This is a genomic window from Tetragenococcus solitarius NBRC 100494 (genome assembly GCF_001544195.1).
Taxonomy (GTDB): Bacteria; Bacillota; Bacilli; order Lactobacillales; family Enterococcaceae; genus Tetragenococcus; species Tetragenococcus solitarius.
This window is the reverse complement of record NZ_BCPY01000003.1, coordinates 1-22,441: the sequence shown is the minus strand read 5'-3', so window position 1 is coordinate 22,441 and position 22,441 is coordinate 1. Positions and strand designations below refer to the sequence as shown.

22 protein-coding genes are annotated in these 22,441 nt (G+C 36.4%); 18 read left to right on the top strand and 4 right to left on the bottom strand.

Annotated elements, in window-relative coordinates; all coding sequences use genetic code 11:
- The first annotated feature begins 36 nt into the window (after positions 1-36).
- From mraY to ileS, 12 genes are all read left to right on the top strand, one after another.
- A complete protein-coding gene (mraY, locus tag TS1_RS01490; RefSeq protein ID WP_068707098.1) occupies positions 37-1,002 on the top strand; it encodes a phospho-N-acetylmuramoyl-pentapeptide-transferase in 966 nt (321 codons plus the stop codon).
- A gap of 39 nt (positions 1,003-1,041) precedes the next feature.
- Positions 1,042-2,415 carry a UDP-N-acetylmuramoyl-L-alanine--D-glutamate ligase gene (murD, locus tag TS1_RS01485; RefSeq protein ID WP_068707096.1) on the top strand — a complete coding sequence of 458 codons (1,374 nt, stop codon included), beginning with the start codon at positions 1,042-1,044 and terminating at the stop codon, positions 2,413-2,415.
- Positions 2,416-2,418: 3 nt separating this feature from the next.
- On the top strand, positions 2,419-3,510 hold the full coding sequence (gene murG, locus TS1_RS01480) for an undecaprenyldiphospho-muramoylpentapeptide beta-N-acetylglucosaminyltransferase (protein ID WP_068707094.1): 1,092 nt from the start codon (positions 2,419-2,421) through the stop codon (positions 3,508-3,510).
- Between the two features lie 39 nt (positions 3,511-3,549).
- Positions 3,550-4,551, top strand: a complete 1,002-nt coding sequence (locus TS1_RS12685; protein ID WP_083498219.1) for a cell division protein FtsQ/DivIB — start codon at positions 3,550-3,552, stop codon at positions 4,549-4,551.
- Positions 4,552-4,719: 168 nt separating this feature from the next.
- Positions 4,720-6,054 (top strand): cell division protein FtsA, encoded by a 1,335-nt coding sequence (gene ftsA / locus TS1_RS01470; RefSeq protein ID WP_068707092.1) that lies wholly within the window; start codon positions 4,720-4,722, stop codon positions 6,052-6,054.
- 23 nt (positions 6,055-6,077) lie between these two features.
- A complete protein-coding gene (ftsZ, locus tag TS1_RS01465; RefSeq protein ID WP_068707090.1) occupies positions 6,078-7,307 on the top strand; it encodes a cell division protein FtsZ in 1,230 nt (409 codons plus the stop codon).
- A gap of 15 nt (positions 7,308-7,322) precedes the next feature.
- Entirely contained in the window at positions 7,323-7,997 is a 675-nt protein-coding gene (locus TS1_RS01460) for a YggS family pyridoxal phosphate-dependent enzyme (RefSeq protein WP_068707088.1), read from the top strand.
- A 14-nt stretch (positions 7,998-8,011) separates the two neighbouring features.
- Complete coding sequence (gene sepF / locus TS1_RS01455; RefSeq protein WP_068707086.1) at positions 8,012-8,647, top strand: cell division protein SepF; 636 nt, start codon at positions 8,012-8,014, stop codon at positions 8,645-8,647.
- A gap of 36 nt (positions 8,648-8,683) precedes the next feature.
- Entirely contained in the window at positions 8,684-8,935 is a 252-nt protein-coding gene (locus tag TS1_RS12345) for a YggT family protein (protein WP_083498218.1), read from the top strand.
- A gap of 15 nt (positions 8,936-8,950) precedes the next feature.
- Positions 8,951-9,733: a YlmH family RNA-binding protein gene (locus tag TS1_RS01450; protein WP_068707083.1), complete on the top strand. Its 783-nt coding sequence runs from the start codon at positions 8,951-8,953 to the stop codon at positions 9,731-9,733.
- 18 nt (positions 9,734-9,751) lie between these two features.
- Positions 9,752-10,501: a DivIVA domain-containing protein gene (locus TS1_RS01445; protein WP_068707081.1), complete on the top strand. Its 750-nt coding sequence runs from the start codon at positions 9,752-9,754 to the stop codon at positions 10,499-10,501.
- A 304-nt stretch (positions 10,502-10,805) separates the two neighbouring features.
- Positions 10,806-13,598 (top strand): isoleucine--tRNA ligase, encoded by a 2,793-nt coding sequence (gene ileS / locus TS1_RS01440; protein WP_068707079.1) that lies wholly within the window; start codon positions 10,806-10,808, stop codon positions 13,596-13,598.
- An 85-nt stretch (positions 13,599-13,683) separates the two neighbouring features.
- Here ileS and zwf read toward each other — a convergent pair whose 3' ends face one another.
- The 3 genes from zwf to TS1_RS01425 form a co-directional block, all read right to left on the bottom strand.
- A complete protein-coding gene (gene zwf / locus TS1_RS01435; protein WP_068707077.1) occupies positions 13,684-15,204 on the bottom strand; it encodes a glucose-6-phosphate dehydrogenase in 1,521 nt (506 codons plus the stop codon).
- Positions 15,205-15,244: 40 nt separating this feature from the next.
- The gene (locus TS1_RS01430) at positions 15,245-15,892 is read right to left on the bottom strand and encodes a metal-dependent transcriptional regulator (RefSeq protein WP_068707075.1); all 648 of its coding nucleotides are present in this window, start codon (positions 15,890-15,892) and stop codon (positions 15,245-15,247) included.
- 137 nt (positions 15,893-16,029) lie between these two features.
- Entirely contained in the window at positions 16,030-17,265 is a 1,236-nt protein-coding gene (locus TS1_RS01425; protein ID WP_068707073.1) for an aminopeptidase, read from the bottom strand.
- Positions 17,266-17,488: 223 nt separating this feature from the next.
- On the opposite strand from TS1_RS01425, the gene TS1_RS01420 reads away from it, so the two are divergent.
- On the top strand, positions 17,489-18,079 hold the full coding sequence (locus TS1_RS01420) for a TetR/AcrR family transcriptional regulator (protein WP_068707071.1): 591 nt from the start codon (positions 17,489-17,491) through the stop codon (positions 18,077-18,079).
- A 46-nt stretch (positions 18,080-18,125) separates the two neighbouring features.
- On the opposite strand, the gene TS1_RS01415 is transcribed toward TS1_RS01420, so the two are convergent.
- Positions 18,126-18,575 carry a flavodoxin gene (locus TS1_RS01415; RefSeq protein WP_068707069.1) on the bottom strand — a complete coding sequence of 150 codons (450 nt, stop codon included), beginning with the start codon at positions 18,573-18,575 and terminating at the stop codon, positions 18,126-18,128.
- A gap of 193 nt (positions 18,576-18,768) precedes the next feature.
- Here TS1_RS01415 and map point away from each other — a divergent pair, with 193 nt between their 5' ends.
- From map to copZ, 5 genes are all read left to right on the top strand, one after another.
- The gene (gene map / locus TS1_RS01410; protein ID WP_068707067.1) at positions 18,769-19,533 is read left to right on the top strand and encodes a type I methionyl aminopeptidase; all 765 of its coding nucleotides are present in this window, start codon (positions 18,769-18,771) and stop codon (positions 19,531-19,533) included.
- Between the two features lie 16 nt (positions 19,534-19,549).
- Positions 19,550-20,419: a YihY/virulence factor BrkB family protein gene (locus tag TS1_RS01405; RefSeq protein ID WP_068707065.1), complete on the top strand. Its 870-nt coding sequence runs from the start codon at positions 19,550-19,552 to the stop codon at positions 20,417-20,419.
- 32 nt (positions 20,420-20,451) lie between these two features.
- A complete protein-coding gene (locus tag TS1_RS01400; protein WP_068707063.1) occupies positions 20,452-21,588 on the top strand; it encodes a glycosyltransferase family 4 protein in 1,137 nt (378 codons plus the stop codon).
- Between the two features lie 144 nt (positions 21,589-21,732).
- On the top strand, positions 21,733-22,191 hold the full coding sequence (locus TS1_RS01395; protein WP_068707061.1) for a CopY/TcrY family copper transport repressor: 459 nt from the start codon (positions 21,733-21,735) through the stop codon (positions 22,189-22,191).
- Positions 22,188-22,397 carry a copper chaperone CopZ gene (copZ, locus tag TS1_RS01390; protein ID WP_068707059.1) on the top strand — a complete coding sequence of 70 codons (210 nt, stop codon included), beginning with the start codon at positions 22,188-22,190 and terminating at the stop codon, positions 22,395-22,397. The genes TS1_RS01395 and copZ overlap by 4 nt, the downstream gene beginning before the upstream one ends.
- Positions 22,398-22,441 lie beyond the last annotated feature (44 nt).

Here is a 22,441-nt window from a genome sequence, read left to right as displayed (position 1 = left end):
AAACAAAGTTAAATAAGTTATGAGGAGAGGAAAAATATGGATTGGACAAAAATGATTCTGCCGATTGCAAGTGGCTTTGCTATTACGGTCATTTTGATGCCATTGTTTATTGGTTATTTTCAGATGAAAAAATATGGACAAGAGATTCGTGAAGAAGGGCCAAAGTGGCATAACAGTAAAGCTGGAACGCCTACAATGGGTGGTGTCGTTTTTCTAGTCGGTTCAATCATTACAGCTATTTGGGTGAGTTTGTGGCAAGGAGTAGCAACTCCGTCACTTATGATTTTGCTTTTTGTTTTTATCGTATACGGACTGTTAGGCTTTTTAGATGATTTTATTAAAATATTTAAAAAGCGTAATATGGGATTAACATCCATACAAAAGTTGGTTGGACAAATTGCTGGAGCATTAGTTTTTTACTTTGTTTTTTTATATGAAGGAAATGAGAATGTACTTAACTTTTTCGGCTTATCAGTACCTTTATCCATTTTTTACGGCTTATTTGTAATGTTTTGGTTGGTCGGTTTTTCAAATGCGGTCAATTTAGCTGATGGTATTGACGGATTAGTTTCAGGACTTGCAGTTATTTCTTTTGCAACTTATGCTATTATTGCCTGGTATCAAAACCAAATGGATGTCTTAATTGTTTGTTTGAGCGTAATTGGAGGTTTGGCTGGTTTCTTCATATATAATAAAAAACCAGCGAAAATTTTTATGGGCGATGTTGGCTCTCTTGCATTAGGCGGATTATTAGCCGGAATTTCGATTCTTTTACACCAAGAATGGACATTATTGGTGATTGGTATTGTCTATGTTATCGAGACAGCTAGTGTAATTTTGCAGGTCTTTAGTTTTAAGCTGACAGGCAAGCGTATTTTTAAAATGTCACCTATTCATCATCATTTTGAAATGAACGGCTGGTCTGAATGGAAAATTGATGGTATATTTTGGCTGACTGCCTTTATTTTTTCAGTTGTTACTTTATTGATTTGTTTAAATTAATGGAAAGAAAACAAGCAGTAACTGCAGGAGATGAAGAAATTGAAAGAAATCACAACCTATCAAAATAAAAAAATACTCGTTTTAGGATTAGCAAAAAGTGGAGTTAGTGCGGCTAAATCATTACATGATTTGGGCGCACTTGTTACCGTTAATGATGGCAAGCCCTTTGAGGAAAATCCTGAGGCACAAGATCTTTTAGCCTTAGGCATAAAGGTCATCTGTGGGAGCCATCCAATTGAATTATTAGATGAAGATTTTTTCATGATGGTAAAAAATCCCGGCATTCCTTATGACCATCCTTTGGTAAAAAAAGCACAGGAAAAAGGCTTACCTATTATTACAGAAGTTGAATTAGCTTATCAAATTTCAGAAGCTCCAATTGTCGCTATTACTGGCACAAATGGTAAAACAACAACGACAACTATGGTTGAGCATATATTAAATGCTGGTATGTCTGGCCAGCAGGCACATTTGTCTGGTAATATTGGTTACCCCGCAAGTACAGTAGCAAAAAAAGCTAAAAAAGAAGATTGTCTTGTTATGGAAGTATCGAGCTTTCAGTTGATGGGTGTAAGACAGTTTCATCCTAAAATTGCTGTATTGACAAATTTGTATGAAGCTCATCTTGATTACCATGGAAGTTGGGAAGCTTATGTTGCGGCTAAATGGAAGATTCAACAAAACATGACTTCTGAGGACTTTTTAATTTTGAACTGGAATCAAAAAGAAATACAAGAATTAGCTCAAAGTACTCAAGCAACGGTGGTTCCTTTTTCGACAAAAGAAGTTGTCGATGGTGCTTATTTGCAACAAGGGGTACTCTATTACAAAAAAAGGCCCATTCTTTCAGTAGATGAACTGGGAGTACCAGGGATACATAACGTCGAAAATGCTTTAGCAGCGATTGCTACAGCTGTACTTTGGGGAATCGATGATGAAGTGATTGCGGATACTTTACGGACATTTGCGGGTGTGAAACATCGTACGCAATATGTTGGAAAAGTGGATGATGTTGCTTTTTATAATGATTCAAAAGCAACCAATATTTTAGCTACACAAAAAGCATTGGATGGTTTTGATCCACACAAGCTCATTTTACTGTGCGGAGGTTTAGACCGTGGGAACGATTTTGAATCATTAGTTCCTTCGTTAAAAGGGGTCAAAGCTGTCGTTTTATTTGGACAAACCAAATATAAATTGGAAGAGGCTGCAAAAAAAGCTGGAGTTTCAACAATTCGTTTTGCTGAAAATGCAGAAGAAGCCGTTCCGCTAGCTTTTGAACTAAGTCAAAAAGCAGATACCATTTTATTATCTCCAGCTAACGCAAGTTGGGATCAATACCGTAACTTTGAAGTGCGTGGAGATCGTTATATATCGGCAGTGAAGCAATTGAAAAAAGAGAAAAAGGAGTAGGCAATGAGAGTACTAGTTACAGGCGGCGGCACAGGTGGACATATTTACCCTGCACTGGCCTTTATTAATTACGTAAAAAAGGTAGAACCGGACTCTTCGTTTTTGTATGTGGGGGCCAATCGTGGAATGGAAAACAAAATTTTACCTCAAACCGATATTCCTTTTTTAACTTTAGAAATTCAAGGGTTTAAACGAAAGTTAACATTTGAAAACTTTAAAACCATCCAACTGTTTTTGAAAAGTATTCGCCAAGCAAAAAAAATCATTCGCAAATTTCACCCAGATGTTGTTATTGGTACCGGTGGTTATGTTTCTGGAGCGGTGGTTTATGCTGCTGCTAAACTAAATATTCCTACTGTTGTTCATGAACAAAACAGTGTACCTGGGATTACCAATAAATTTTTAGCTCGTTATGTCGATAAAATCGGCATTGCTTTTGAAGATGCTGCTGAATATTTTCCTAAAAACAAAACCATTTTAGTCGGAAATCCCCGTGCTCAAGAAGTTGTGGGAATAAAACGTTCGAATTTATTGCGCCAATTTAATTTAAATCCGGAAAAAAAGACAGTTTTAATTTTTGGCGGTAGTCAAGGTGCACTAAAAATTAACCAAGCTGTGGTAGCAGCTATTCCTGAGTTTGCCAAAAAAGATTATCAAGTGTTGTATGCCTCTGGAGAACGTTATTATGAAGAAATTAATGATACAATTGGTATGACGAAAGATGCTTTTGCAAATATCAGTATTCAGCCATATATAAAAAATATGACAGAGGTAATGGTTAATTGTGATTTGTTAGTCGGACGTGCTGGAGCAACTTCAATTGCTGAATTTACGGGTCTAGGTCTACCTGCGGTGTTAATTCCCAGCCCTTATGTGACAAATGATCATCAAACCAAAAATGCTAGAAGTTTGTCTAAAGAAGGAGCAGCTAAAATGATTAAAGACGACCAATTGACAGCAGAAAATTTAGTTGCTACTGTAGATGAAATTATGGAAGACGATGCACTTTTGCAGCAAATGTCGTCTCAGTCAAAAAAACAAGGAATACCCGACGCAGCTGATCGCTTGTATCAGTTTGTTAAGTCTATGATTTAAAGTAAAACCGGATAATATTTAGCAAAGGAGGCGAATACTATCAGTAAAAAGAAAACAAATGATCACTTTTTTAAAGGAAAGAAACCGGATAATGATGAAGAACTAACTCCGTGGCAAAAAGAACATTTACGCTATTTAGAAAAATATCAAAAAAATGAAAAGCAAGCAGAGTCAAACAACAGTCAAGAAGACGGCTTTGAAAACTCTAAGACAAAATTAGAGGATAAATCATCAGAAAAAAAAGAGGAAAAGCAAGATCCAACTCAACGTGTTTCTTTTGCTGATCGTCTCCCTAAGCTAAAAAATTATCGGAATAAACAATTACATAAACGCTTATTTACGATTATTACAATATTTGCTGTTCCTTTACTGTTTACGCTGTATTATATCTCGCCTTTAAACAGCCTAGCTAAGGTAGATGTCAGTGGCAATCATCATATTGCTTCAAAAAAAGTCGTTCGTGCATCAGGCTTACAAATGAACGAAAATTTATGGAAACAATACTTTGAACGTGATCAATTTACTAGAAAAATTACGCGTGGTTTTCCTAGAGTAAAAAAAGCCAAGATTAAGTTTTCTTCATTAAACCAATTTACAATTGATGTGACTGAATATAAAGAAGTTGCCTTATTATCTAAAAAGGGGGAATATCTGCCTATTTTAGAAAATGGACAAATTGTTCAGGAACCACAAGAAAAAGCTGACAAAAATAAAGTAATTCTAGAAGACTTTACTGGGCAAGATAAAATTATGCCAACGATTAAAAATTATTATAAATTACCTAAAGAAATTCAAAGCGGTGTATCACAGATTAATTATACACCCTCTAAAAATAATGATGAATTACTTACTATTTTTATGAATGATGGAAATCGGGTCATTCTTAACATCTCAAATATGGACCAACAAATGCATTATTACCCTCAAGTAGCAAAAGAGATGGATGATAAGGGCATTATTGATATGGAAGTTGGTATTTTTGCTCGTCCTTATGACGAAAAAAACACAGAAGATGAAAATAATCAAGCAGATTCGGAATAAAATATAATTTTTCCTATAAATATCTGAATATTTTTCATTAACTTCTTTCTCAAAACGGCTCAACTATGGTAAAATTAATGACAGTGAATATTAGAAGACTTTATAAAAATAAATACGAACGTTATTTGTTCGCGATAGTAGGTAAAAAAGTAGGAGGGAATCCCATCCATGGCAAAAACTGGAATGTATGTTGGCCTAGATATCGGTACGACATCGGTCAAAGTTGTTGTAGCTGAATATATAGAAGGCCAGATGAACATTATTGGCGTAGGAAATGCAAAATCAGAAGGGATCAATCGTGGCATTGTGATCGATATTGATAAAACGGTCCAAGCAATTCAACGAGCTGTTGCTCAAGCAGAAGAAAAAGCGGGAATACAAATCCGCAATGTTTGTGTTGGCTTACCGGCCAATCTGTTAGAAGTTGAAGATTGCCAGGGTATGATTGCTGTTAACAATGAATCAAAAGAAATTACAGATGAAGATGTACGTAATGTTGCATCGGCGGCTCTTGTTCGTTCTGTCCCTCCTGAAAGACAAATTATTACGATTTTACCGCAAGACTTTACAGTTGATGGCTTTGAGGGGATTAAAGATCCAAGAGGTATGATCGGTGTACGTTTAGAGATGAATGCCTCCATCTTCACTGGGCCTAAAACGGTTATTCATAATGTTCGTAAATGTGTTGAACAAGCAGGTTTATTTATTAGTGAAATGATTATCACGCCTTTAGCATTAACAAGTTCAATTCTTTCCGATGGTGAACAAGATTTTGGCACTACGGTGATTGATATTGGTGGTGGACAAACCACAGTTGCTGTAATGCATGATAAACAGCTGAAATTTACTTATGTGAACCAAGAAGGTGGAGAATTTGTTACAAAAGATATTTCTACCGTGCTGAATACATCGTTCAAAAATGCCGAAGCATTAAAAATTAATTATGGTGATGCTTATCCTGAAAGAACATCTACTAGTGAAGAATTTCCAGTAGATGTAATTGGTCAATCGGAGCCGGTCAATGTGGATGAGCGTTATTTATCAGAAATTATCGAGGCGCGTATTGAACAAATTTTTGTAAAAGCAAAAGAAGCACTTGATGAGATTGAGGCATTGGAATTGCCAGGGGGAATTGTACTATCTGGCGGAGCCGCAAGCCTTCCGGGAGTAGTTGAACTTGCGCAAGAAATTTTTGATGTAAATGTAAAATTACATGTGCCAAATCATATGGGACTTAGAAACCCAGTCTTTACAAATGTCATCAGTATTTTAGAGTATGCAGCTGAGTTGGGCGATGTTTATCAATTAACAAAAAGTGCTGTGACTGGTGAAACTCCGCAAGTTGAACAAAGCTCACAAGCTTATACAAGAGAGCCAGCTTATGAACAACCAGCTCCAACTTATGAACCAGAAGAACCAGCTTATCAAGAACCAAATGACCCAGAACCAAGCGAAGGTTTTGGCGACAAAGTGAAAAACTTTTTCTCGAATATTTTTGAATAACAAGCGCGAAAGGAAGATAGAGTATGGAATTTTCAATGGATAATATCGTCAATGAGGGCGCAGTGATTAAAGTGATCGGCGTTGGCGGCGGAGGCGGTAACGCCGTAAATCGAATGATTGAAGAAAACGTTAAAGGCGTTGAATTTATTGCCGTAAATACAGATGTACAAGCATTAAAAAATTCAAAAGCAGAAACGGTCATCCAATTAGGACCAAAATTCACCCAAGGTTTAGGGGCAGGGTCTCAGCCTGAGGTGGGAGAAAAATCTGCTGAAGAAAGTGAAGATGCTATTCGGGAAGCTCTTGGTGGGGCAGACATGATCTTCATTACTGCCGGCATGGGCGGTGGAACCGGTACTGGAGCTGCACCAATTGTAGCCGGTATTGCTAAAGAATTAGATGCACTAACTGTTGGAGTGGTAACACGACCATTTACTTTTGAAGGACCAAAACGCGGACATTTTGCTGCAGAAGGTATTGCAAAACTAAAAGAAAATGTGGATACCCTATTAATTATTTCCAACAATCGTTTATTAGAAGTGGTTGATAAAAAGACACCAATGCTTGAAGCTTTTCGTGAAGCAGATAATGTTTTAAGACAAGGGGTTCAAGGAATTTCTGATTTAATTACAGCTCCTGGATATGTCAATTTAGACTTCGCCGATGTAAAAACAGTAATGAAAAACCAGGGAACAGCGTTAATGGGAATAGGCATTGCTAGCGGCGAAGAACGTGTAGTTGAAGCGACAAAGAAAGCTATCTCTTCACCATTATTGGAAACTTCGATTGATGGAGCAGAACAGGTACTACTTAACATTACGGGTGGTTTAGATATGACTTTATTTGAGGCTCAAGATGCTTCAGACATCGTAGCGGGTGCTTCAACCGGTGATGTAAATATTATTTTAGGCACTTCTATCGATGAAGATATGGAAGATGAAATCCGCGTAACTGTTATCGCAACAGGTATCGATCCGACAAAAAGCGAAAAAAAGTCCGGACGCGCTTCTAGACAAAATCAAGCAAGCGCGAAAAGACCGATTTTTGATATGGACCAAGCACAACCTGCACAAAAAGAAGACAATAATTTTTCTGATTGGGACATTCGTAAAGAAGAGAATGTCCGCCCTAAAATTGATAATACACAATTTGAAGAAATCGAAAAAAAAGACTTTGATACCTTCAAACGGGATACACCAAAATCAGATGACGACGAATTAGATACACCACCATTTTTCCGTCGTAAAAGATAAGGGAGGAAAGAGCACATGATTTCTGATAACTTGCGGAAGGTTCAGCAAGAGATACAGGATTCCTGTGCTCTTGTTTCACGTTCGAGCTCGGAAGTTACATTGGTGGGTGTAACAAAATCGGTTGACCTTAAACAGACCATTGAATTAGCCAAACAAGGTGTCGTACATTTAGCTGAAAATCGAACAGATCAATTTCTGGCTAAAAAAGAAAAAATGCGTGCCTTTACCAATGTTTCATGGCATTTCATTGGTAACTTACAACGTAGGAAAGTAAAAACAGTGATCAATGAAATCGACTTTTTTCATGCTTTAGATAGTTTAAAATTAGCCAATGAAATTCAAAAAAGGGCAGAAAAAACGATCTACTGTTTTGTAGAAGTCAACGTGAGTGGCGAAGCCTCAAAACAAGGAGTTGCTAAAGAAGAGTTAGGTGACTTTATTGAACAGTTAGCCTCTTATGATAAGATAAAAATCGTAGGGTTAATGACGATGGCTCCACTTCATTCAACTAAAACAGAACAACATGAGATCTTTTATAAACTTAAAAAAATGCAAGAGACAATTAAAGCAAAAAATTTGTCCTTTGCTCCTTGTACTCAAACGAGTATGGGTATGAGTAATGATTTTTCAATCGCAATACAAGAAGGAGCAACTCTCATAAGAGTGGGGACAGCTCTATTTGAAGATTAGAAGGAGGGTGTGACATGTCATTTATGGAGAAAGTTTCAAACTTTTTTGGTTTGGAAGATGAAGAATACATGGATAATTATCAAACAACTCAAAATAAACCAGTAGCACCACAACAAACTGGTGCTGCATCGGCTAGTAAAAAAAGGCCCAATCCGCAGAAAAAATCACAGCCGCAAACTTCTAATATGGGATCGGCTGTTCGAAAACCAATGCAAGCAAAAGCACAAACAACCAAACAACCACCGCAAAGTTCACGTCCAGTTGGAAAAGCGCAGGCTGCTGAGCAAAGGCCTGTACAACCTGCAAGACCTAACCGTCCTGAAAATAATGTGGTAGCAATGAAAGCAAATCAACCAAAGCAAGCACAAAAAAGCCAGTCAGGGAAAATAATGGTAATAGAACCACGTGCTTATTCTGAGGCAATGACGATTGCTAAACATGTTATTGGTGGAAAGTCTGTACTTGTTAACTTTCGTTTGATTGAAGAACACCAAGCAAGACGTATTGTTGATTTTCTAACTGGAACTGTCTATGCTGAAGATGGCGATATCAAACGAGTAGCAGACGAAATATTTTTATGTACACCTAAAGAAGTTGAAATTGATGGCACAGCGCAGTCATTAGTTGAAAGTAATTTATTTGATTTATAGCCTGGAGGAGGAAACAATATTATAATTTATCGATTAATCAGTCTAGTAAATGATATCGTATATTTATATACCATTTTACTTGTGATATATGCACTTTTATCTTGGTTTCCGGGCGGTTATGATTCTGCTATTGGCCGTTTTCTACGTAAAATCTGTGAACCCTATTTAAGTTTGTTTGATCATCTAAATTTATCGTTGGGGCCAATAAATTTCAATATAGCATTTGCTATTATTGTCCTTCAACTCGCCGTCCAAGCATTGTCTCGCATCATAATAGCTATTTTCTAACGGGAGGTGAAAATAGTGGACACCAATATATATCAGCATTTTAGAAATGATGAGCGCCCGTTTATTGATATGGTGCAAGATTGGGTTGAACAGGTAAATATGCAGTATGCTCCGGTTTTGACTGAATTTTTAGATCCTAGACAAGCGTTTATTTTAGAAACGCTTGTAAGACAGGAAACAGAATTAAGTTTTCGATTTTTCGGCGGTTACGAAGCTGCAGAAAGACGGCGCTGTTTAATCTTTCCTGAGTACTATAAACCTGTGCAAGAAGATTTTGAGATCGAGTTATTTAGTATCCATTATCCTAAGAAGTTTACTACTTTAAGTCATGGAAAAATACTAGGTAGTTTAATTGGTACAGGTATTAGGAGAGAGTTTCTCGGAGATATTATTTCAGACGGTGAAAACTGGCAAGTTTTTGTTGCTAAAGAAATCAGTCATTATATTCAATTACAAGCAACTAAAATTGGAAATGTCAAGGTACGGTTAGAAGAACGGTCTTATACTGATATTTTAACACCAAAAGACGATTGGACCGATGAAAAAGCAACAGTGAGTTCGTTGCGTTTAGATAATGTGGTCGGCACAATTTTTAATATTTCAAGGCAGCGTGCAAAACAATTAATTGAAACAGGAAAAATAAAAGTAAACTGGACGCCAATGCAACGACCGGATTTTCTTTTGGATTTATTGGATATTGTTTCTGTTCGAGGTTTTGGACGGTTGCAGATTCAAGCGATAGAAGGAACGACCAAAAAAGGAAAAATTCGCTTGACTTTAGGCGTTTTACGTAAATAAAATAAAGAGGTGTATAAAATGGCATTAACTCCATTAGATATTCAAAACAAGAGTTTCGAGACTAAAATGAGAGGTTACGAAAAAGACGAAGTTGACGACTTTTTGGATATTGTTGTTAGAGATTATGAAGAAGTTGTTCAAAGAAATCGTGAATTGGAAAAATCATTAAAACATTCAGAAGAAAAATTAGAATATTTCAATGAATTAAAAGATGCGTTGAACCAATCGATTGTTGTGGCACAAGACACAGCAGATAAGGTGAAAAAAAGTGCAAATAAAGAATCTGAAGTGGTTGTTACCTCTGCTCAAAATAAAGCTGATGAATTAGTAGCTAACGCTGAAAAACAAGCGCAGAAGCTGACTACAGCAGCCCAAGAGAAAGCAAAAGAAATTTTAAGCGATGCGACCCAAAAAGCACGTGAATTAACAACAGAAACCAATGATCTGAAGAAAAAAACCAGGGTATTTCATAATAATTTATCTTTGATGCTTGAAACACAATTGGAACAAGTAAAAAGTCCGGAGTGGGATGAAATTCTTGCCCCTTTTTCTAGTTATGTAGAAGATAGTCATAAAGTTTTTCGTGAAATATTGGCAGAAGAGCTTGACAATGAAAATGATTCTGAAGTAAACTCAGAACAAACAGATAATGACCAACCTTCTGACGAACAAGAGGATGTATCGGTGGTGGATTCAAGTCAACGCGTTGTCCCAGTTTCAGCAGAAGATCATGAAGATACAGAAGAATATAATTTTGACAATGAGTAGAACAGAAAAACATTTTGTACTTTTAAAGCGAGTCGGTGATAGTGAGAGCCCGATAAACTCTGCATTTTGTTAGATCATCTACAAAACTTATTCTTGAATAAAGTAGGGAATAACGGTTAATCTCGTTAACGATTCTAGAGAAAAATAACATTATTTTTGAACTTTGGGTGGTACCACGACACGTTCGTCCCGTTTGGGCGAGCGTTTTTTTATTGTAAATTTTTTTAACTTAAGTTAGTGACTGCCTTAAGTTTTTATTCGAATTATTGTTGTAAATACATTAATAAAGGAGCATGATATTACGATGAAAATGAAAGATACACTTCATTTAGGGAAAACGAAATTTCCGATGCGCGGAAATCTTCCTAATCGCGAGGGAGACTGGCAAAAAGAATGGGAAGAAAATGATATCTATGGCAAACGCCAAAAAATAAACGAAGGGAAGCCCACTTTTGTTTTGCACGATGGCCCTCCGTTTGCCAATGGCAACATTCATATAGGTCATGCTTTAAATAAAATTAGTAAAGATATCATTATTCGTGCGAAATCGATGTCTGGCTTCCGTGCCCCTTATGTACCCGGCTGGGATACACACGGTCTTCCGATTGAACAGGTATTGACCAATAAAGGAATTAAAAGAAAAGAAATGTCAACAGCGGAATATCGTCAGAAATGCTATGATTACGCGATGACACAAATTGATAAACAGCGCAATGACTTTAAACGATTAGGCGTACAGGGGGAATGGGAAGATCCTTATGTTACTTTAGCGCCTAGTTATGAAGCTGCAGAGATTCGGGTTTTTGGTAAAATGGCTGAAAAGGGTTATATCTATAAAGGAATGAAACCAATTTACTGGTCTCCTTCAAGTGAGTCCTCTTTAGCAGAAGCAGAAATTGAGTATAAAGATATTAAATCTCCCTCAATTTACGTATCGTTTAAGGTGGTCGATGGAAAAGAACTCTTAGATGAAGATACATCTTTTATTATTTGGACAACAACGCCATGGACACTCCCATCTAATTTAGCGATTGCTGTACATCCAGATTTTGACTACGTTCAGGTAAAAGCAGATGGAAATAAATATGTGGTCGCTAAAGACTTATTAGAAGATGTTCAAGAAGTATTGGCGTGGGATGAAGTAGAAATACTACAAGAATTTAAAGGCTCACAGTTGGAAAATATGAAGGCACAACATCCTTTTTATGATCGGACATCTTTATTAATCTTAGGCGATCATGTCACTTTAGATACGGGGACTGGTTTAGTACATACGGCTCCTGGTCATGGGGAAGATGACTACTATGTAGGAAAAAAATATGGCTTACCTGTACTTTCTCCCGTTGACAGTCGAGGAGTCTTTACGTCAGAAGCTCCTGGCTTTGAAGGAATCTTTTATGATAAGGCCAACCCAATGATCACTGATCTTCTCAAAGAAAAAGGGGCATTGCTAAGTCTTGATTTCTTTGTTCATAGTTACCCACATGATTGGCGCACAAAAAAGCCTGTTATTTTCAGAGCAACTCCACAATGGTTTGCTTCAATCGATAAGTTCCGTCAAAATATTTTAGACGAAATTGAAAAAGTTGATTGGATTATTCCATGGGGGAAATCACGTTTATATAACATGGTAAGAGATCGTGGTGACTGGGTAATTTCAAGACAACGTGCTTGGGGCGTGCCTTTACCTATTTTTTATGCCGAGAATGGGGAAGCAATTATTACGCCAGAAACCATCGAACATGTTGCCCAGTTATTTGAAGAATATGGCTCTAATGTCTGGTTTGAACGAGACGCTAAAGATTTATTGCCAGAAGGATTCACTCATCCAGATTCACCAAATGGCACTTTCACAAAAGAAACAGATATTATGGATGTCTGGTTTGATTCTGGTTCTTCTCATGAAGCAGTTTTACGACAACGTCCGGAATTAGCTTTTCCAGCTGATATGTATCTAGAAGGCTCTGACCAATACCGTGGCTGGTTTAATTCCAGTATTACAACTAGTGTTGCGGTGAATGGCGTTGCTCCTTATAAATCAGTATTATCTCAAGGATTTACATTAGATGGCGAAGGTCATAAAATGAGTAAATCTTTAGGAAATACAATTGTTCCAGATAAGGTAATCAAACAAATGGGTGCTGATATTTTGCGTTTGTGGGTTGGTAGCGTTGATTATGAATCGGATGTCAGAGTTTCAATGGATATCTTGAAACAAGTATCGGAAGTCTATCGGAAAATCAGAAATACCGTAAGATTTTTACTGGCGAATACCAGCGACTTTGAACCAAAAACAAACGAAATTGACTTTGTTGATCTGCGTTCTGTCGATAAGTATATGTTAATTCGTTTAAATCAGCTTATTAAAGAGGTACGTGACAATGGTTATGATAAATATGATTTCTTACATGTTTATCGTACGATTTTAAACTTTATTACGGTGGATTTATCTTCATTTTATTTAGATTTTGCAAAAGATGTCGTGTATATTGAAAAAGAAGATAGTTATGAACGTCGTTGTATGCAAACTGTTTTTTATAAAGCAGCCGTTGCCATCGCTAAGTTGTTAACACCTATCATTCCATTTACTACAGAAGAAATCTGGTCTTTCTTAAAAGAAGAGGCGGATTATGTTCAATTGACTGACTTTCCAGCTTACCAAGTTTATCCAAATCAAGAAGAATTATTAGATATTTGGACTGCTTTTATGGAATTTCGTGATAAAGTATTAAAAGCATTAGAAATTGCTAGAAACGAAAAATTAATAGGCAAATCGATGGAAGCCAAAGTAACAGTCTATCCAAACGAACAAGTTCAGACGTTATTAAACGTTGTAGGAGACAACGTGGCTCAACTATTGATCATTTCACCAGACTTCTTTGAAATCAAAGAAGCAGGTGAAAAAGCGCCTGAAAAAGCTGTGCAATTTGATGACGTAGCAATCTTGGTCGAAAAAGCTGACGGAGAGGTTTGCCAGCGTTGTCGGCAGGTAAGAAAGACTGTTGGAGAAAATGAACATTTCCCAACGATTTGTGCACATTGTGCAGCGATTGTAGAAGATGAACATCCAGAAGCCGTTCAAGAAGGCTTTGAATAAAAAGATTTGTAATATAAAAAAATTCCGAGTAAGAAAAGGGTTATTTGCCACTTTCTTATTCGGAACTTTTTTGTTTTATTTTTTACTATTTCAATAAGCCACGTTTGCGGTACCACTCATCTGGCTCCCAAATCCAATAACGTCCTTCTTTTTCAAGCAATTGATAAGCCTCTTTAGGTCCCATAGTTCCGGCAGGATAACCAGGAGGTGTTTGTTGATCTTTATCCCAAGTTTCACGAATACGATCCACGATTCTCCATGATTGTGCGACTTCATCCCAATGAGTAAAGTTTGTTCCATCTCCATTTAGGGCATCAAGCAAAAGTTTTTCATAGGCCTCTGGCGTATTTTCGATGATATCTGCGCTATTTCGGTGTTCTAATTTTACAGGCTCTGTTTGGAAGCCTTGGCCGATTTCTTTGCCATTCATCGTTAAAGAAAAACCTTCTGTAGGCTGGATATAAATTGTTAAAACATTTGGTTCTAATCTTTGTTCTTCACAAGGACCAGTAATTGAGTTTTTAAAAACATTTATGGGAACTTGCTTGAAGACAATATTAATTCTTGTGCCTTTTTCCGTTAAATGCTTTCCTGTTCGAACATAAAAAGGAACACCTGACCAACGGAAATTATCGATTAAAAATTTCCCTGCAACAAATGTTTCGGTTAATGAATTTTCATCAACATTTTCTTCATCTCGGTAACTTGGGAAACTATGATTGTTAATTTCGCCTTCTACGTATTGCCCGCGTACAAAGTTCTCACGGACTTCGTCTTCTGTATACATACGGATAGATTCTAGCGCTTTAATCTTTTCTGTACGGATTTCTTTTTCTGAAAAGACAACGGGTGGCTCCATTGCAAGCAGTGACAGCATTTGCAAAATGTGATTTTGTACCATATCTTTTAATGCTCCGCTTTGATCGTAGTATCCGCCACGTTCTTCTACACCTACTTCTTCAGCTAAGCTAATTTGAATATTGTCGATATACCGGTTATTCCAAATAGATTCTAAAATCAGGTTAGCAAAACGAAGGGCTGAGATATTTTGAATCATTTCTTTACCTAAGTAGTGATCAATTCGATAAATATCTTCTTCGGCAAAAGCTTGGTTGATTTCTTCATTTAGTTCAAAAGCAGATTGGTAATCATTACCAAATGGTTTTTCGATAATTACTCGCTGATAACCTTTTGTATCAAGCATTTTTTGTGATTTTAGACGGGAAACGATGGTGCCAAAAAAGTTTGGTGACATCGCCAGGTAAAAAATACGGTTTCCTTCCAGCCCGTACTGTTCATCTAATTGATCACTTAATTTTTTTAATACATCATAATGTTGGGTGTCTTTAACATTATGCGATTGATAATAAAAGTGAGAAGCAAAATCATCTGCTTCTTTGTCTGAAGGTTCAAAGCTTTTGATGGCTTCTTTGATTACTTCATGATATGTTTCATTGCTCCATGGACGTCGTGCTGTTCCGATAACAGCAAAATTATCGCTTATATTTCCTTTTTGATATAGACGAAAAAGAGAGGGATATAACTTACGCTTTGCCAAGTCGCCTGTTCCGCCAAATATCGTAATTAGTACTTTTTTTGTATCCATTTTTACACTTCCTTTTAATAAAAAATGATTAAACGAATCATCAAAGCCTGTCAACAAATATAGTGCTGGCTGCTTTATAATTTACTTGCACAGTTTTATCTTGTGACTTCATAGTAATCGGACCTTCATGAGCAGTAATGTCAGTAATGGTATACTCTTCATTAATACTTACGTTAATTTCAACTAAGTAATCTAATAACTCGCGTTCATCAAGTACACGAGCAATTCGTATCTTGGTTCCTACAGGATAATCACTTAACTTTTCTCTTTTTTTCTCGTGGACCAATTGATTTTCACCTGGAATCATACCGCCATGTGGACAATATTTTGGATGTTCTAAGTATTCGTTTAAGTGAGAGGCAAGCGTTTCAGAAGTTACATGCTCAAGTACTTCGGCATCATCATGTACTTCATTCCAGCTATATTTTAAATGTTCAACTAAAAAAACTTCCCAAAGACGATGACGACGAACGAGTGAGCTAGCTTTTTCTAAACCTTTATCTGTCAACTGGACTCCTTGGTAAGGGGTATGTTCTACTAAATTTTCTTTAACTAGTTTAGTAATCATTTCGCTAACAGAAGCGGCTGATACATCAAGGCCAGAAACAATCTGTTTATTATTAATTTTTGACTGATCACCACCAAGCTCTAAAATCAACTTGAGGTAATCTTCACGATTTGGGGTCATTTCTTTCCATCCCTTCTATATGAAGTTGATTTTATCAAATATTTCTTGCATTGACTACGTAAAATACTTGCCTCTCTTGAAAAAAAGAAAAAAGTTATAAAAAAGGTAAAAACGGGTGACCGTTTTTACCTTTTTACTTAAGCCCAGTCACCATGACGAAAAATAGGGACGACGGTGCCATCTTTTTTGATACCATCAATGGACATTTGATTTGAACCAATCATAAAATCAACATGGGTTTGGCTTAAATTCAAACCGTGCTCTTTAAGCTCTTGTTCACTCATCTTAGTACCATTTTGTAAATTAAATGCATAAGCTGATCCTAATGCTAAGTGGTTTGATGCATTTTCATCAAATAAAGTGTTGTAAAAAATAATCCCTGATTGAGAAATAGGAGACGGGTCCGGCACTAATGCGACTTCGCCCAAAGATTTGGCTCCTTTGTCAGTAGCTAACAGGTCTTTTAAAACATCTTGTCCTTTTTCTGCTGAAAAATCGACAACTTCTCCATTTTTAAAAGTAAATTTCATGCCTGAGATGATTGTACCTGCATAACTTAATGGTTTTGTGCTTGAAACTACACCATCGATCCGACGACTGTCAGGAGCAGTAAATACTTCTTCTGTCGGCATATTTGCAATAAATTTTTCACCTCTGGAATTAAAACTGCCAGCGCCTTCCCATAAATGATTTTCAGGTAGTCCAATCGTTAAATCTGTTCCTTCGGCTTTATAATGAAGTGCATCAAATTGTTGTTCATTTAATTTGTCTGCCTTTTCTTCTAATGTTTCATCATGTTTTTTCCAAGCGGCGACTGGATCTTTTTGATCAACTCGAGTTGTTTTAAATATCTCTTGCCATAAGGCAGCTACGGCTTCTTCTTTCGAAAGCTTCGGAAAGACTTTTTGGGCCCAGTTTTCACCTGCAGCAGCGACCACCGTCCAGCTTACTTGGTTTGATTGAGTTGCTTTACGCAAATGGGCTAATCCCTTACCAGAAGCCTTTTGATAAGCTGCGACTCTTTTATTATCAACATCAGCTAAAGAGCCGGGATCTGAAGAGATCACTGAGATACGGCTAGCTCCCTTTTCAATCCATTCTTGGGTTTGATCGATTTTATATTGTGGGAAATTTGAAATTCTGTCCATTGTTGCATGGGCTAGAAATTCTTTTTGTATTTTTTCATCTGACCATTCTACAATCACTTCGGCAGCTTTTAGTTCATAGGCTTTTTGGGTAATTAAGCGTGCCAAAGGAGCTTGATCAACATTAATTTGTAAGACTACTGTGTGTGATTGTTGAACATTAACACCAACTTCTACAATTAATTGAGCGTATTTATCTAAATTTTCTTTAAATTTTACTAAATCCATCTTTCTTTCCTCCCTTGCCATACTTTAGTATAATAACATTAAGATATTAGCAAAACAACTTACAGCTTTTTTCGTGAAAAGAATAAGTAATCGCTTTCTATTATGAAATAATCGTTTCTTTTTTTAAAGAAACGTAACACCTAATTTTGAATTATCGGAAAAAAATGGTAGAATGAACAAAATGATAAATAACAGTGCACGTCATTTAAGGAGGTAGAAATAAATGGCAAGAAAGAAAACAATCACAAGAGATCAAATTTTAAAAGCGGCTTATGAAGTTGTTGCAAAAGAAGGTTTCTCCAAATTTACTGCACGTAATATTGCAGCCAAGATGAAATGCTCCACGCAACCGATTTATTTAGAATTTAAGAACATGGATGACTTAAAGCAAGCACTGCTTAAAGAAATTTTTGACTATCTTTCTGCTGAGGTTCTTCCTAAAGACCATACTGGAGACAAATTGGTTGATTTAGGTTTTAATTACATTAAGTTTGCAATTAAAGAAAAGAAATTGTATAAGGCCTTGTACTTAGAAGAAAGTTTAGATGATCATTCATTGCAAAAATTTTCTTTTGATTATTTTGTTCAACTTGTTCAACAAGATCCAGAGTATAAAGACTTGCCAGAAGATAAGCTTTCTGCCTTATATGCAGGTTTTTGGATTATAGTAACAGGACTTGCTGCATTAACTTCTGCCAATATTATGAAACCTAGTGATGAGGAAATTGAGATTTTATTAACGGAGACTGTAAAAAATTTGACAACCAATAATGATAAACTGAATCAGACTTTTTCTGGTTTTAAATTTCATTAAAAAAAAGCAAGGACATTCGTTTTAGAGAGTGCTCTTGCTTTTTTTATCAAACTGTTTGCTGGGTAGCGACTAATTGTGCAGCAAAAGCTTCTAACTGTTGGATGTCTTCTTTTTCTGCTGCGAGGTCAACTTTGATATTTGCGCTTCCTTTTTTTGCGCCAGCAGCTAAGAAGGCTTTTTCAAATTTATCAACTGCTGTGGCATAGTGTTCGTAGAAAGTGTCGCCTGACCCACATACACCGAACACTTTGCCGCTTAAGTTTAACTCTTGTAGGTCTTCGTAAAGATCTAACATTTCATCAGGAATTGTTCCTTCGTCATAGGTATAAGCTGCAATCACACAAATATCTGCCGCTTTAAACTCTGCTGCATCGACTTGTGTACATTCATCGATTTCTACTTCAATATTTAAATTTTCTAAAGCTTCACAAACAATATCGGCGATTTCTTCTGTGTTCCCTGTTAAACTGCCATAGATAATTTTGGCTAAAGTCATAAGTACCTCCTAATATGTAATAGCGAAAAATATTCTGCTTATTTCTCCCTCGTTTTGTCTGCTCATTATTTTATTATTATAGCAAATTAATGATTTAAGTAAAATAATTCATCTGTTTTTCATCCTTTGAAATTTGGAAAAAAAGAGCTTCGTGTGGTAAAATAGACAAGATTTCAATAAAGGAGATAAAAGAATGATTACATTAAAGTCAAAAAGAGAAATCGATAGTATGGATGAGTCTGGCGCCTTACTAGCCGATGTACATAAACAACTTCGAACATTTATTAAACCTGGAGTTACCAGTTGGGATATTGAAGAATTTGCGCGTGACTATATTGAAAGCCACGGAGGAATTGCTGCACAAATTGGGTTTGAAGGTTATAAGTATGCTACTTGTACTAGTATTAATGACGAAATTTGTCATGGTTTTCCGCGCAAAAAACCGCTAAAAGATGGTGATTTGATTAAAGTTGATATGTGTGTGGATTTAAGAGGAGCGATTTCTGATTCATGCTGGTCTTATGCGGTAGGTCAACCAACGGATGAAGTCAAGCGTTTGATGGAAGTAACAAAAAAATCTTTGTATTTAGGCATTGAACAAGCCAAAGTAGGAAACCGTATAGGAGATATTGGTCATGCAATCCAAACTTATGCGGAAGGCGAAGGCTACAGTGTTGTCCGTGATTTTATTGGACATGGAATAGGACCGACAATTCACGAAGAACCTGCCGTTCCGCACTATGGGCAAAAAGGAAAAGGATTGCGTTTAAAAGAGGGCATGGTCGTCACCATTGAACCTATGATTAATACTGGAAGTTGGGAAATGAAAATGGATCCAAATGGTTGGACGGCTTATACTAAAGATGGAAGTTTAAGTTGTCAATATGAACATAGTTTAGCGATTACTAAAGAAGGTCCTCGTATTTTGACTTCACAAGGTGAAGAGGGAACGTATTAACTAAAAGGAGAAGGCGATGAGCAAAAAAGAAGTAGGGAATAACCAGAAGAGTTTTTCAAGATTTTTTAGTATTTTAAAAGAAAGAATCAAGATATCTGAGTTTACTACGTACTCTATTGTAGTAGCTTATTACTTATTATTATCTCTTTTTCCATTATTGATTACTGTGGGAAATATTCTACCTTTTCTAAGTATTGACCCCAATTCCGTACTACCATATATTCAAGAAATTATGCCGAGTACGATTTATCAATTCTTAGGTCCAGCGATTAAAGATTTATTGACTCAAAGTTCAGGTGGGTTGCTTTCTATTTCAGCAATTACGACGATTTGGTCTGCAAGCAAGAGTATTAACGCTTTGCAAAAAGCAATGAATAAAAGTTTAGGAGTCGAACAACGCGCTGGCGTTGTGGCTAGAATTTTATCTGTTCTTGTTTTGATTCTCTTTTTATTTGCGATGGTTGCTCTTTCACTTATTATTGGGGCAGGTCAAGTACTTTTAGATGCAATTCAGCCAATTTTCCAAATTCCTGATTCCTTTGTCAATGTGTTCCAAACGGTAAAATGGCCACTTACATTTATTGCTTTATTTGTACTAATGGCCATTATTTATTGGATGGTACCTAATGCCAAAATGAAAATACGCTCTATTCTTCCAGGGTCTATTTTTGCCACTGTTGGCTGGTTGCTGCTATCCCAAGTGTTTGGGTTATACGCAAAATATTTTGCGACTACAGTAAGTGGTTATCAAATTATCGGAAGTTTTGTTGTTTTGATGTTATGGCTAAATTTTGCTGCAATGATTATCATTTTAGGTAGTGTATTAAATGCTTCGATGGAAGAGTTTTTTAACGGTGAATTAAAAGAAAGCGATAAGATTTTCTGAGTTAAAAAGACGAATGAAAGCGAGAAAGACGAATGGGTTTCACGTTTCAATTTATATTAAAATTGTTTGCGACAATGATTTTGACAATTATCTTAACGCCGCTGTTGAAATTATTATCCTTTAAAATCGGCGCAGTCGATCGTCCCGGAGAACGCCGTATCAATGATAAGACTATGCCCACAGCCGGCGGGTTAGGTATTTTTATTTCATTTACTACGGCTATTCTATGGGAATTTAATGATATGTTAGATGCTCAGCGCGTCTGGCCTATGTTGCTTGCTGCTTCCATTATTATAGTAACAGGGCTGGCGGATGACATTTTCGAACTATCACCAGCACAAAAATCGTTAGGGATTGTAGTAGCATCACTTGCAATTTATTTTATTGGAGATATCGGCATAAGTACAATCTCAATTCCATTTATTGGTTCATTTCAGCTTGGTTGGTTGAGCTTGCCAATGACACTTATCTGGATATTAGCCATTACGAATGCTGTAAATTTGATTGATGGATTGGATGGCTTAGCATGCGGTGTATCAGTTATTGCTTTAGTAACGATTGGTTTGATTAGTTATTTCTTTTTACCAACGAACGGAGTTCCTCTTGCAATTATGATTTTTTCACTAGTAGCTGCGATTGCGGGCTTTTTCCCATATAATTTTCATCCAGCAACCATCTATTTAGGAGATACGGGCGCTTTATTTTTGGGATTTATGATTTCTGTTTTTTCTTTGCAAGGTTTAAAAAACGCCACTTTTATTTCTGTATTGACACCAATGTTTATTTTAGGTGTTCCTATTACTGATACGGTTTATGCTATGCTGCGTCGTTATTTTAATAAAAAGCCGATTTCTTCTGCTGATAAAATGCACCTGCATCATCGTCTGCTTTCGTTAGGTTTTACTCATCGTGGAGCAGTACTTACCATTTATGCTTTAGCAATGGTCTTTGCTTTAATCGCGTTGTTGATGAATTACGCTAGTACTTGGGCGATTGTTTTACTTGTAATTAGTACACTATTTGGCTTAGAATTGTTTATTGAATTAATTGGGTTGGTAGGAGAAAACCGCCAACCATTAATGGGAACATTAAAGTTTCTAGGGAATCGTCAACATCGACAAAATGTATTGAAAAGGAAGAAACATAAAAATAAACATGAAAAAAAATAAAAATTGGAAGCCGATATGTGCTTCCAATTTTTTAGTTTTCTATAAAATAAATAACTTTTACTATAGGGAATAGGATGAAAAGGAAAATTTCTTTGACAAATTTTGATTACAGATGTAAACTTATTGTGAGAGAGGGGCGGACTTATGAACACATTGATGGAACCAATTAAAATTAGTGACTCTGAGTGGGAAGTCATGCGTGTAGTTTGGACTAAAGGAAAAACTGACGCTAAGACAATCAATGATTTGTTAAGCAGCTCCAAAGGATGGAAGCTAGCGACAACGAAAACATTACTTGGAAGACTGGTCAAAAAAGACGTTTTACAGACAGAACAAGCGGGCAAAAAGTTTGTTTATTCTGCAAAAGTTACAGAAGAACAAACGGTTCGTAGCGCTACGGAAAATATATTTTCTCATATATGTGCCAAAAAGGTCGGTAGCACAATTGCTGATATGCTTGAAAAAGCAGAATTAACACAAGAAGATATTGATAGTATTGAAGCGATTTTAGCAGAAAAAGTTCCAGTAGCAGAAATTGCTTGCAACTGTATTCCAGGACAGTGCATTTGTAAAGAAGAATCAAACGGAGGGAAAGCAATATGAAACAAAAGTTTTCTATTGAAGGTATGAATTGCGCTCATTGCGTCATGCGCATTGAAAATGCAGTCAATGAACTGCCAGGTATCCAGAAGGTTAATATTCATTTAAAAAGAAACAACGGCGTAATTAAATTTGATGAGACAAAAGTAAACAGCCAACAAATCGCCGAAAAAATTAATGAAACTGGTTATGACGCAAAAGCAGTTTAAGCTTAAAATGAAGAATGCTGACTAAGCACTCTTCATTTTTTATG